Source organism: Anaerobiospirillum sp. NML120448 (assembly GCF_023050945.1).
GTDB lineage: Bacteria > Pseudomonadota > Gammaproteobacteria > Enterobacterales > Succinivibrionaceae > Anaerobiospirillum.
The window spans coordinates 24326-38516 of the sequence record NZ_JALKIM010000011.1 but is presented as its reverse complement, the minus strand read 5'-3'; the positions used below and the strand labels follow the sequence as shown (position 1 = coordinate 38516).

The following is a 14191-nucleotide window of genomic DNA, read 5'->3' as shown; positions in this document are numbered from 1 at the left end:
AAGAGAACCTGCCACAATATCTTAGTATGTTTGAGGGGCAGGATAATGGAGTGTAATTTACAAGGGGCGCAAATCAAATTTGTAGAGTACTTTTTATGTAAGTTTGCATGTACTATCAATCGTTTGCAAAAACTTGCTTTTTTGGGGTAAAAAACTGCGATCTAATGCAGAGTTTTAAAGTATATATTAGGCTAATGAGCTGATTTAAGATAAAATGTGCATTCATATATGTGCTCGAGCACATATATGCGCACTTTTGTAGTTGTCATGCGCAAGTTCTTTGTGTTTGCTTGTATTTCATGTTGTGAGGACATGAGATAAGTCTATAGTTGCAATACAACGTTTATGAAAAGAGGAGAATGCCATGAAGATCAGTGATGGAAATTGGTTAATCCAGAAGAACCTTTCTGTTATCAATCCTGTGCAGGTTTATCAATACCGTTTTGAAGATGGTAAATTAACTGTTTTTGCTACCACTAAAGAAACTTTAGATGACCGTGCAAAGACCCTTGACTCTGCAATGTTTACCATTGAAATTACCTCACCTCATTTAGGTGTAATTGGCGTTAAGATGAGCCACTTCATTGGCGTGGTAGATCATGGTCCACATCATGAGCTCAAGGTATCTAAGGTAGATGTTGAGTTTATTGATAATGAGGACTTTATTGAGTATAAATCTGGCTCTTTATCTTTACATTTTAGCAAGAAAACCTGGTCTATGGACTTCTTGCGTGATGGCAAGCGCATTACAGGTTCTGATTACTTTAAGAATGCTGGCTATGCCACTGACCTTTACAATGACAAGCGTTATACCTTCCAGCGTTTAGACATTACCGTTAATGAGCTGGTATATGGCTTAGGCGAACGCTTCACTAGCTGTGTTAAAAATGGCCAAATCATTGATATTTGGAATCGTGATGGCGGCACCAGCACTGAGCAAGCATACAAGAACGTACCTTTCTATTTAACTAATAAGGGCTATGGTGTTTTTGTTAACGAGCCTGGCTTAGTATCTTTTGAAGTTGCTACTGAAAAGGTATCTAAGGTTCAGTTCTCTGTTGAGGGTGAGTCTATCGATTTCTTTGTAATTGATGGCCCAACTCCAAAAGACGTATTAGTTAAGTACACTGATTTAACTGGCAAGCCAGCTCTACCACCAGCATGGTCATTTGGTTTATGGTTAACCACCTCCTTTACCACTAATTACGATGAGCAAACCGTAACCTCCTTTATCGATGGTATGGCGCAACGTGATATTCCATTACGTGTCTTCCACTTTGACTGCTTCTGGATGGAAGGCTTTGAGTGGTGTAACTTCACTTGGGATAAGGCTTGCTTCCCTGATCCACAAGGCATGCTTGACCGTTTAAAGAATGATAAGGGCTTAAAGATCTGTGTATGGATCAATCCTTATATTGGTCAAAAATCACCTCTATTCAAGGAAGGTATGGAGCATGGCTACTTATTAAAGAAGCCTAATGGTGATGTATGGCAGTGGGATTTATGGCAAGCTGGTATGGGCGTAGTAGACTTTACTAACCCAGAGGCTACCAAGTGGTACCAAGATAAATTACGTGCCTTAGTTGATATGGGCGTAGACTGCTTCAAGACTGACTTTGGTGAGCGTATCCCAACTGATGTGGTTTACCACGACGGCTCTGATCCTATCAAGATGCACAACTTCTATACCTACTTATACAACAAGGCTGTATTTGAGGTCTTAGAGGAGAAGGTTGGTGTAGGCAATAGCGTATTATTTGCTCGCTCTGCTGTGGCTGGTGGTCAGCAATTCCCAGCACACTGGGGTGGTGATTGCTATGCTAACTACGAGTCTATGGCTGAAACCTTACGTGGTGGCTTATCCTTGTCCATGTCTGGCTTCTCTTATTGGAGCCATGATATTGGTGGCTTTGAGAACACTGCTCCTGCTGATATTTACAAGCGTTGGTGTGCCTTTGGTATGTTGTCTTCTCACAGCCGTCTCCACGGTTCTAAGTCTTACCGTGTACCTTGGAACTATGATGATGAGGCATGCGATGTATTACGCTTCTTTACCAAGCTCAAGTGCAACTTAATGCCTTACCTCTACCAAAATGCTGCTTACTCACACGTAACAGGTATTCCAATGTTACGCGCCATGGCCTTAGAGTTTAACGAGGATCGTGTTTGCGACCACTTAGAAACTCAGTACATGATGGGTGGCAACCTCTTAGTGGCTCCAGTATTTAGCGAAGATGGTGAGGTTGATGTTTACTTACCAAAGGGCAAGTGGACTTCCTTAATTACTAATGAGGTTAAAGAGGGTGGTTCTTACTACCATGAGAAGCATGACTATATGTCTCTACCTCTTTATGTTCGTGAGAATACCTTATTAGCTCGTGGTGCTATTGATACCAAGCCAGATTATGAGTACAACGTAGGCACTAAGTTTGAACTCTTCGAACTACAAGATGGTGCTGATACTCAAGCTGTAGTGACCGACTTACAAGGTAAGACCGTATTTACCTTAAAGGCTGCACGTTGCGGCAATACTATCGCTTTTGTAGGCGAGGGTGAGGCCAAGGATATTAGCGTATTAGTACGTAATGTTTCCGTAGCCACCAGCTCTGATGCCACCATTGAGCGTACTGACTTAGGTGTATTAGTAAAGCCAAATCAATTAGGTAGCTTTACTATTGAGCTCTAATCTTCTCTAACAAGCTAAGTTTCCCATCTTAGCAAAGGGCTTACCTTACAACTTGCAAGGTAAGCCCATATTTTAAGCTCAGCCAAGCCAGCCCTGGCCTTGGCAAAGGCCCCAAACAACTAAAGCCCTAGGCAGCCCAACAATGCTTGCTGGCTTGCCTGGCACTGCATAGCAATGTATGGCACAGCAATGCGCTGCAACTCACTGCGCTGCACTCTAGGGCATTGCCCTGGGCTGTTGTATGCCTATTACTATGCACTATAAGGAAGCTATGCTACCTAGTTCCTGTATAAGGTAAGGTAGCTTGAGCTGGTTTACCGTGGCTATGAAGGTTGGGGCTGTTTAGAGCTTCGCAAACAGATTTAAATTTAGACACAAGTATACCTCACTAAAGATCACACAATTTAGTGAGGCTTCTTCTTACCATTAGCTGGATAAATATAGCAACTATCAATTAGCTAGAGCGCTATTACATCGGTATTGTTAGGCTAGAGCTATATTTATGCAAAATGATAAGATAGTGGTTAATTGTAGGAGAGTATATTAATTGGTATACGGCAAAGTTCATTATACAGTGACTCATCATCTAATGTAGGGACATTGATAAATAATCGTTTTTTAGCTCTACTAGCTGCTACATAATATAATCTATAGTTGACTCGACTTTGTGTTAAAAATTTAAGATCTTGCTCGTTAGAAAGAACGAGTAAAACATTGTCATACTCTTCCCCTTTTGACTTATGGATAGTCTTATATATACTTTTAGGATCGGCTATTGTTATACCCAAAGCAGCTTCACTATACGAGTAATTCATATAAGATCCCATAGTAGATGAGTCAAATATTTCAGGGATATAGAACCCGATATAATTAACCAGAAACATGTATAAATCCAAAACATTTCCTTTACTGTAGCAGTGATAGTTTTGTAATAGCATGATTAGTTTGGCCTTAATGTCAGTTTGGTCTTGTTTAAAGACTTTTAACTGAGATAAGGTGTTTGTTACGTCATTCATTCGGGCGTATTCTATTGCCTTTATCCAAGTAATTAAATAAAGCTTGCGCAAAGTATCATTATCGAAATCGAAGTTTAATTTTCTAGAACTGTTATGTTTAGAGGCATCTGGTCTCATAGAGTTGACTGTTTGATTTGTAAAGGCCAACACTTGAACATTTTCATTTGCACACTTTCTTAAGCAATATTCATAGCATTGATTCTTATCACCTATGATTAGTTCTGGAACCATACCTTCTGCTTCATTCAGGCACTTTTGTTTAAAGTCAGTTCTCATAGTATTAAGCAATTCTACAATTGGCTTAGTGCTACGTCTATTTTCATGAATTTCATACTCTTTCATCCCTTGTATTGAAAATTTATCAAATTGATCTGGCTGAACGCCAGTAAATTCATATATAGTCTGTTCTTTATCACCAACAACGCCTATAACTACACCATAATTACTTAATGTAGTAAGGATTTGAATAAGCATAGGGGAAGTATCTTGGAACTCATCAATGAAGATATATGGATATTTGATACTCATCAATAGATACAAATTTGGATATTTTTCAAGTAAATATGTAGATAAAGTCAACAAATCATTAAATGAAATATATCCTAGTTCTCTATACTTTTTCAAAGTCTCTTGAGATCGTGCATTATCGAGATTTGACTTTTTATTCGAAAAAATGTCTTCAACAAGTGTAAGTTTATCTAGATGAATCTTTTTTTCTTCAGCTATTAGATGAACATAAGGTTTAAAAATATTCTTATACAAGAAGCTATGGATGGTACAAACTTCAATAATATCTGATCCAATATTAATGCGTGAATTTAGGGTATTTACAGCTACATTGCTATAAGTGATACAAGCTATTTTCCGAGCTACATCAAGCTTGATACTTTTTGATACTACATCTTTTATGTGATTGACTAACCAATGAGTCTTTCCAGCGCCTGGGCCAGCGCTTAATTTAAATGACTCGTCAATAGGTAAGCTGTCTGAAGATGTTATTCTTTTAGCCAATTTAATGCCTCTTCAATATATTTAGGTACATGAAAAATTACTCTATCACCATTAGGCTTTTCTAGATTAGCCATAAGTGCTACGCTTAGCTCTAAAGCAATGTTACCCTTTGAGTTTTCAAGGGACTTCAAATAAACAGATGCTATCAAGGCGGCACGCTTTTCTTGATCGGACCAGTCAGATGCTTGTATTGCTGACTTTATAATTTCAAATTCACGACCTTTTTTATTGTCAAGCAAACTTATAATATTTCTCCAATCATCTTCAACAATCATTTTAGACAATAAATTGGAATTTGATAGGGATTCAGTAATAAGTAATTTGCAATTTGGATTTTCACGCATGATTTCATACTCTAGCGTTTTACCATATTTTTTATCTTGTCGGAAGTATCTGATGTTATGGTGTTTTTCATAGCAGATCAACTCATAATCGCCATGATGGGTGAACTCAAATTCAGTAGAACTGCTAGTTGAGCTGTTATTTAAATTAACCTCATAAGGATAACAAGCTTTAAACTTTGAATTGGATCCTTTCTCTTTTTTACAAGGATCAATATCGATCAAGCAGGCTATTTTCTTATTGATTGTAAAAGGCTTGAGCGTGTCAAACATTTTTAGGAAGTGATGATAATAAGTTCCTCCCATGTTTACTACCAATACATGCTTATCAGTAAGGTCAATATTTAAATATTTGGCAAAAACTGGAATTAATAACTGTTCAGCTAGTCCTTCAACAAATATTAACTTTTTTGCAAAGAACATATCAGCCCTTGTCGCATCAAGGAATCTAGTGACATATTGTTTGGAATCAAAATCAGCTTTATTATTTGTGTTATAAATGGTACGAGGGTAGCCAACATTTACTTCTCCCAATTTAGTAGAAGTTACACATATTAAATCATCGATATTTACAGCTGAGACTAGCTGAGGGGAATGTGTAGTGATGAATATCTGATTAACTTGGCCGTTGGCATGGTTTTCTTTCAAGAATTTTAGGAACTTGTACTGCATTGCAGGATGTAAGTGAGCTTCACATTCATCTATAGCAAGGAAAGACATGACCTTGGCGCTGTTTCTCATGTAAGCATGGCTACTGTCTGACTGCATTTTTGCAATTAAGAGTGACATATAGATTAGATTGTTATAACCTAATCCATTATATGTTGCAGGGATCTCTACACCATTATCATGTTTAATAATCATTCTTAGTGCTGCAAACATATCATTTTCGGTCAACTCTCCATCAAAATCTGGTTTTGCACCGTTAAATGTAGCACCTGCATCAATTGCATACTTCAAAAATAAATTTTTGCCGTCTTCTAATCTTGCCTTTAAGTTTTCAATAAGATCTTTAGATGTTTTGGAAAAAGTATTCCTTAATTCATTTACCTTATCGTTGTTATCACCTACATTGAATTGGTAATCAATAAAGTAATTTAACACTGTCTTGAGAAGTGGGTTATAACCAGCATATAGTTCACGACTTACATCACGTATTGCGTCAAGAAACTGCAAGTCAATCTTATCTAAAACATCACTAACTTTAACTTCAGATTGTTCTTTTGCACCACCAGAACGAATGGCTTTATAGAATCTTATATAATCTCGCTCTATGATATTCCATATTTCTTTATGTGATGTTGCTTTACTAACATCATTTATATAATTTTGCTCTTCTTGTTCTGGAGACAATTTAAATTCATATCGTAATACTGCCTCGTTTAAAAGATTAAGGTCGGTAAAACATTCAAAAAACACAGCCATTTCGCTTTTGTTAGTCGCTTCATTCTCTTTTATGCCTAATGTAATTTCTATTTTGATGCGAGGTGACTGCTTTTTAAGCACAGACTCATCTGTTTCGTAAAATAAGTCACTAACATTTAATTTACGTGCATCAATCTGTCCAAGAACAATAGCTAAAGCACGCAATAAGTTGCTTTTGCCTGTATTATTATGTCCAATAATTACATTAACTCCTTCATGGAATGGGATAATAGCATTCTTAAAATTACGAAAGCCTGAAATAAGAATTTGCTTAATATACATATTGAATTCTCTCCCAATGTCAATTGTTTGAATATTAAATCTTATTTATAGAGAGTAAGTTTTCCGCAAAATTTTGCTATAAATAAGGATAATGTATCTTCTGTTATATTATTGATCCATACATGGTTGTTTACAAGGAAGTTTTTATAAGTTGGCAATAAAAAAGCTGTCTTTTAACAAAACGCAGAAGATTTGCTAAAGAGGACAGCTATGGAGCTTGGTTTGGGCTTTTAGGGCAAAGTAAACTTTGAGCCTAGCCCAAAAGGCTCCTAAAAGCTTTTAAAAAGCCCATAAAAGGCCTATAAGAGGCTATTGCTTTGAAGGTCAGAGCACTAGTGTTGCGTGATCTGACCTCATGAGATTGCCGCCTATGGGGCTAGCTAGACCTTGTGGGCTAGTTTTAGCAATAGCTTAATAGTGTTTAGCGGTGTATTAAACAATTAAGAGCTTGCTATAAAGTGGTAATGACTGGCTTAAGAAGGCTGCTACACATTCAGTAGTAGCCTTGATAATTTGCTCATCATTAAGCTGACCATCACTGTTTAGAGAAATCTGACCAGAGACGCATAATTGTAATAGACCCTCAACTAAGTGGAGATCAGTGCAGTCTGGGGTATTAACAAAGATGCGTAGCATGTGGGCATCAATTGCAGGCAATGCTACAGGACTTTGGAGCAAAGGAGAGCCTACGAAAATATTATCATTATCACTAAAGCTATTAATGATGTTTAAGTTCATACGTAGGTTCTGCTCTAAGCATTCTGGGCTAATTTCTTCATTATGTGCAGCTACTGAGCAAATACCAGAGAACACTAAAGTGTTGATGGCTGCAATAAGATCACTAGTTTCAATATCACTACGCTCACTGAGAATAGTGTTGATAAGCATGCCTATGTTATGGCTTTGATTATCAGATAGAAGAGCAATTAATGGCTCATAAAGCTCACGTGGTAGCTCAACCTCACCATTATTGCCTGCTAACTTATAGTCAAAGTTAGCTGCATTGGTAATCATAACGATATTTTGTGAGGCAAACTCGTCCAAGAACTCATTAGTATTAAGAGGTACAGCACCTTTAATAAAGACATCATAGCGATAGCGCTGATCAACCATGAAATCATGGCACTCTTCATATAAGGAAGTGCCTAATAAAGGCTGTAAGAACTCAATTTGCTCTTGAGTTAAATTAATATGGTCTAAATGATCGGCACCATTAGCAGAACATACAAAGCCCATATCAGCACGATCTAAGCGCTTGGCAAGTTCACTAAAATGCTCCATATGCCAATAAGTATTGATGTTCTCACTTAAGAACTGATCTGGAGCAAAGCAAGCTTGCTGGATACGTTGAGCAAAGTCTGGCTGAGCAATAACGTAGCATGGGTTAAGCTCCATAATAGGATAGAGGAACTTACTAATGCTGAGTACCTTATCTTTATTGCTAACTGAGTTATTGTGCTTGTTGGTATCATAAAGCTTCATTAAGTCACGTACGGACTCGAAGTTAGTCATACCAGTAGTACAGTTATAAGAGACGTAGAAAACACCACCTTCATTAAGGTTGTTCTTAACTAAGTCAATAATGAGCTCTTGATCTTCTTTGCTGATCCATGACCAAACAAAATCAACGCAAATTAAGTCGAATTTTGGTAAATCAGGACGTTTAACAAAGGAAGCTAAATCATCAGAAGTTAAGTCCAACTTAATATGGCATTGCTTGGCTCTTCTTAAAGTTTTGTTAACTAGAGTTGGGTTAAATTCAAGGCCCTTCCAGTGAGCGGTAGAGCACATTGTTTTAACGCTAAAACCAACGCCATTACCTGTGCCAATTTCAAGGCAATTTCCTTGGGAAAAGTCAGGGCAAGCAAAGCCCTTGGAGGTTAAAAGATAACGAAGGTAAAGAGGACTAGTCTCGTTATTTTCGACGTAGGCCCTTGGTAAGTTGTACTTAAATTCTTGAGTCCATTTAGACATGAGACAATACCGTATTTAATCTAAAGTGCTAACTTAGATAGTATGAAACAATGGCCTTATCAAGTAATAGATAAGGCATTGTATTTTCTAGTTAGTTAATAGTTAAGCAAATAAAGGCCAGTTTTAGATAATCATCAGGTTCTTATAAAGAGGCATCTTAAACACTAAGAACTCATGAACAAAGACTTTAACCTTTTCCTGGATTTCTTTAGGATCAGATAAAACCTTACCCTTAAGGGTAATAGTTGCAGATTCATCAAGAATAGAAAGCAGACCATTGCTCAAGTCTTTTTCGGTAATACCTTTAAGCTTTAAGACCAGATTAATGAGGATCTTTTCAATATCATCGATATAGTAACCACCACCTGTAACAGGAGAGGCTAAAGCACAAATAGACTCATCTTGGTTGCCTTGTAAAATGTGCTGGTTAAGAGCCTTACAAGTATTAATGGTTTCTTGAGAGATAGTGCTTGGATCAATGGCAACAGTAATCATACCAGAAGCAACAGCATAAACCAGATTAGAGAATAGCTCCTCTTCTGGGATACGCTTAAGGGCATTCTTAGAGGTGTTCTTACCATCATCGCACTCAAGAGAAAGAGCCTCTCTCATTTGCTTAAAGGAGTGCACCTTATAATCGCTCATGAACTGCATAATGTTCTTAATACGATCAAGGTCTACAGGCACTGCACCTAAGCGGCAATTGAAGGTAAATTCATTGCCCTTATGATATTGGGTAAGAATAAAGAAGGTCTCATCGAGGCATTTAAGTTGTTGCTTGTTGCTAAGCTTAACTACACCCTTAGAGTAAACATCGCAGCGGAATGTTTGGGAAATAATGTAGTCACGAACTGGCTGATATAAAGGAGTATTTACGTATTGCTTTAAAACTTCACGCTCTTCTTCTTTGAAGATAATGTCGTCAAAGTTATCCATTAAACGAGACTGACAAACAAAAGACAGCTTGGCAGTTTCGAACTTGTCAGCAATAACATTGAAGTGTTCAATAAACCAATTTGAGTTTAAGAACTCGTGACCTACGTAGTTATGATCGGCCTCAACAATGCGCTTCTTATAGTTTTCAATACTCCATGGAGCAGCTTTGCTGTATCCTGGGTCAAGTTTGAGTAACTTGTCAACAAACTCAAGAGCCTGTGGAAGCTTTTGAATATGATTTAAGGATGGATCGCCTAAATTATTAACATAAGTCCAGATTAGATAGCGATATGGCTCAACAATACTAAAGCCTGGGCCAACATTGTAAGAAACGTATAAAATGCCGCCTACTTTGAGCTTCTTTCTTACAAATTCAACAATTACATCTTGGTTTTCAGCAGAGATCCATGACCAAATACCGTGTAAGCAGATGTAATCAAACATAGGAACATCTTCACGGTTTAAGAATTGGTCAAAAGCATCATCACGAAGGTCAACTTTAACGCCACCACGCTCAGCTAACAACTTAGCAAAATTTACCTGGGATGGATTGAAGTCATTACCATACCATTTAATAGGACTAGCAGCAGCATGCATAATTACGCTAATGCCATTACCAAAACCTAATTCACAAGCAGTAGTATTTGGGCCTAAATCAGGGAAAGCTAAACCTTGTGATAAAAAGTTGAAACGAAGAGCATAAGGATTAAGCTGGGTAAAGTATCCATAATTATAGTTCGTGTCAGTGTCATAACCCATATTCCAACTATGCACGATATCTCTCCTATAAAAAAGATGCACTCAAAGTGTAATTGGTTGTTCTTAGAAAAGGACAACACAGCATGTTTGTAAAAAAGACAAAATACCAACCATCATAAAGATGGCGCTAACCTAGAACAGTGATGAACACGAACTTGGTTTTCCATTATCAGCGGAGCGATTTGTAGCTGTGAAGTAGTAAATTTGGTGGCCCTATGTTGGTAAAAGTATAGATCCTCTACATTTGCTTAAGCTCGCTGATAATTCTAACGTTTAAACTATAAAGCAAAAATCATACTAAAGCACTAACCAAGGCTAGAAATTTAATGAACAAAAAGAAATATAGGAGAGAAAAGGGGATATATATGGACTTATTGTTTTAATGCTAAGACAACAATATTAATAGAAAGAAATATATTAAGCTTATATCTTTACTAAAGCTTGACACTAGTAATCAAGGATAGGTAAGAGACGTTGCCCTTGGTATATGTAGCTTAATAAAGGCCTTTGCCTTTAAATATTAGGAAAGCAAAGGCCATTCAACTGTAGCAGTCTGGGAATTTATTTTTTGAGTAGTACCTGCTCGCTTAAGGAAAAGTGGTTGCGATCACTATCGCCATGGTCTGAAAAATAGGAATTTACAATCTTTTCAACAGTGCCGTCTTGGCACATTTCGTTAAAAGCTTGTTGCAAGGCTGCTGATACCTTTGGCTTTTTAGTAGTAAGCAGGCCTAAGTTGGAAATAGTATCTGGTAGCGCAAAAGCTAGTTTCAAATTACCTTCTTTCCAGCCTTTAACGTAGTCATAAGCAATAGGAGCATCAGCAATTAATGAATCAGCCTGTCCTGTGGCCACACTATAAAAGCACATAAATAAGCTGGCATTGGCGTTTAAGTTCACCTTAATATCAGAATCAGGTGGAATAATATCAGCAGAGGTGGTGCCCATTTCAGTAGCTACTTTATGTCCTTGCAGGTCTTTAATGCTATTGAATTTGATTTGATGGTCTTTGACTACCACTACAGAGCTTGAGCTTACAATTGGGCCTAATAAGTTAAATTTCTTTGCTCTATCGTCATTTAAAGTAATGCCACCTCCTGCAATATCAATTTCTCCTCTGGTCGCTAAGTCAATTAACTCACCAAAATTCATAATGTCAAAGCGGTTGTTCTTTAACTTAAAACCAGTACGCTTTTGTAATTCACGGGCAATATCAACGTCAATGCCTTTAACATTTTCAAAGCCATTATCAACAATTACAAAAGGAGGAGCTAGATAGAAAGCTACCACTAACTCTTCATTGGCTAGAGGTTTGGCAGTTTTTGCCTCATAGGCACTAGTATTTAATTCATTGGCTAAAACAGTAGCGCTGCTAACCAGGTTGGTGATAGTAGGGCAGGGGTATCTTTTTGAAAAAGGAAATAGTCCCGTGCAAGCACGAGACTATTGTTTAAATGACATCAAAACAAACCGTACAACAAAAGTTTATTTGCCAAACTTTTTAGCTCTCATTGTTTGATAGGAAAGCTGATAATCTAAAAAGTCAGGCTCAACTAGAGAACGCCATACCAAGCGTAGGGGCGTATCCCAAATAAGATTAAATTAGGTCTTGCAAACTAAGCCAAAAAGCAAGACGAACATTCATTGCAATCATGTGCAATGGTAATTGTTAGGATTTAAGGTTGTGGCTAATTGTTAAAATAATTCTGTAAACGAGGATATCTTTGTTAAATAAGTGGCCCCTTTAAGAAAAGGAGCCTACTTAAGACAAGGAAAAGATATTTTGTTAGTTGTTAGTAAGTTATATATCAGTTGTTAAGGCTGATAAATATAGTATCGTCCTATCAGAGTTTGCCTAAGAGACAATGTTGGCAACTTAGAAAACTAATTAGAACAGTACCATAAGCTACTTTGGGGTAGCATTTATCTTGGGAAGCTCAGGCTAAGCTTCCAAGACAAAGGTTTAAAAAGAAACTTTCAGTAATAGCAAAGGTTTGCATGAAAGGGCGTGCTACATAAAGCACGCTCTTTAATTGCTATTGTTGTTGTTAACTTAATTAAATGGAGCTTTTGTTATTTTGATGCTGAGCACGGTAGCTGGCATATTTAGCAGATGGCTGCTTCTTATAGTGAGGAATATACTTATGTACGATAGCGTCAACAGTACCATCCATCTTCATTTCGTGAAAAGCCTCAGTTAAATGCTTGCTTACTGCATCGTCTTTCTTAAAGAGTAAGCCCATGCCATTTTCTGATTGAGGAAGAGCAAAAGCGATCTTTAAATTGGAGTCCTGCCAGGTCTTGATATAGTCAACTGCTACAGCATGGTCTACTACGATAGCATCAGCATGGCCACGAGAGACATCGTAAAATTGCATGAAATTAGTAGCAGAATGTTTCATCTTAACGGTAGAGGCAATAGACTGAGGGAGAATATCCTCTGATACAGTGCCAACCTCAGCAGCTACAGTCTTACCACGTAAGTCTTTGAGCTCATCAATCTTAGAGCTGTTGTGAACTACTACTACAGAGTCAGAAACGCAAGAGTCATCAGAAAACTCGTATAAATGCTCACGATCTTCGCTTAAAGTAATGGCACCACCAGTAATATCAAGATTGCCACTGGAGCTTACATCTAAGAGCTCACCAAAGTTCATCAGGTGAATACGATCCTCAGTAAAGGTAAAGCCAGTACGCTTTTGTAATTCATAGATGAGGTCAATATCAATGCCAGATAAATTGTTAAAGCCTTCACCTGCAATAACAAAAGGAGGAGTAATAGCTACGCCAACTTCAAGTTCAACACCATCTAAAGGTAAGTTTTTAACGACTTGATAATTGCCAGCAAAAGCTTTAGAGCCGATAATCACAAAAAATACGAACACAAGCTGGGCGGCAATGAAAGATAAGCTCTTCATATAAGAAAAAACCAATTTTTTAAGCATGTGAATGCTCTTTAATAAGAGCACTAGAACACTGTACAAGGATAGTAAATGAGAGACAGCTACAAAGATGCGAGATTCTAGTTGCAAAAAAATATCGCCACTGTCAAAAAGTGAGCTTAGTCTACAATATGACTTAAAAAAGTTAGCAAGCACCATTTGAAATATTTCTCCAAAAAATATGCATAGATGCAACATGATGTTTATCTAGGAAAAGAGCATTTAAGGAATTAACTCAACACTTTTGCTTTAAAAATACATGCTAAGTTTTTCCTAAGTTTTATTAATTTTGAACCAAAATATAATTGTAAAAAATTACGCATGAATGTATTTTTGTTAGATTAAACCAGTAAATATTGATGAAATTTAAGTGATCTCACCATACAAGTTTGCGAATAAATGCGATATATATGGCATTAGAACTCTAGAACAGCTTATTTATGCCCAAAAGCTTGATAATAGGGAGTGTTAGTAGCATATAAATAACAAATTGCTAGCAAGCAAATAGCAATTTACGGCAAAAATCGCAAAATAGCGTGCTTTTGTGCTTAATTGCGTTTTTATCGGAAATTTACGTAATTTTTGCGTGAAATGTGTTCTCATTAGGCTTCTATCAATAACTTAAGTGCTCTTATTAAAATCGCAAACTTAACGCCTATCACATAATAGTGATAAAATCAAGATAGATATAGATAATTGCACCTCTTTAGCACCAAACAATTTTTACTACCTCAAACCCATCATGACACTTTCACTCAAATACGGAAAATTTTTCCACATTCCATAAAAAAAGTGTTGTGCGCTTTTTAGAAGTAGTCT

General features: G+C 37.1%; 7 protein-coding genes. 1 reads left to right on the top strand and 6 read right to left on the bottom strand.

Going from position 1 to position 14191, the window contains the following annotated elements; all coding sequences use genetic code 11:
- Positions 1-364: 364 nt before the first annotated feature.
- Complete coding sequence (gene yicI, locus MXE38_RS03455; protein ID WP_246911455.1) at positions 365-2686, top strand: alpha-xylosidase; 2322 nt, start codon at positions 365-367, stop codon at positions 2684-2686.
- A 524-nt stretch (positions 2687-3210) separates the two neighbouring features.
- Here yicI and MXE38_RS03450 read toward each other — a convergent pair.
- The 6 genes from MXE38_RS03450 to MXE38_RS03425 all read right to left on the bottom strand — a co-directional run bounded on the left by MXE38_RS03450 (position 3211) and on the right by MXE38_RS03425 (position 13348).
- The gene (locus tag MXE38_RS03450; protein WP_246911452.1) at positions 3211-4713 is read right to left on the bottom strand and encodes an ATP-dependent helicase; all 1503 of its coding nucleotides are present in this window, start codon (positions 4711-4713) and stop codon (positions 3211-3213) included.
- Complete coding sequence (locus tag MXE38_RS03445) at positions 4698-6761, bottom strand: AAA family ATPase (protein WP_246911449.1); 2064 nt, start codon at positions 6759-6761, stop codon at positions 4698-4700. The genes MXE38_RS03450 and MXE38_RS03445 overlap by 16 nt, the downstream gene beginning before the upstream one ends.
- Before the next feature lie 432 nt (positions 6762-7193).
- Positions 7194-8735: a class I SAM-dependent methyltransferase gene (locus MXE38_RS03440; RefSeq protein WP_246911446.1), complete on the bottom strand. Its 1542-nt coding sequence runs from the start codon at positions 8733-8735 to the stop codon at positions 7194-7196.
- A 123-nt stretch (positions 8736-8858) separates the two neighbouring features.
- A complete protein-coding gene (locus tag MXE38_RS03435; protein WP_246911441.1) occupies positions 8859-10445 on the bottom strand; it encodes a class I SAM-dependent methyltransferase in 1587 nt (528 codons plus the stop codon).
- A gap of 546 nt (positions 10446-10991) precedes the next feature.
- Positions 10992-11720: a transporter substrate-binding domain-containing protein gene (locus tag MXE38_RS03430; protein ID WP_246911438.1), complete on the bottom strand. Its 729-nt coding sequence runs from the start codon at positions 11718-11720 to the stop codon at positions 10992-10994.
- A 767-nt stretch (positions 11721-12487) separates the two neighbouring features.
- Positions 12488-13348 carry a transporter substrate-binding domain-containing protein gene (locus tag MXE38_RS03425; protein ID WP_246911435.1) on the bottom strand — a complete coding sequence of 287 codons (861 nt, stop codon included), beginning with the start codon at positions 13346-13348 and terminating at the stop codon, positions 12488-12490.
- Positions 13349-14191 lie beyond the last annotated feature (843 nt).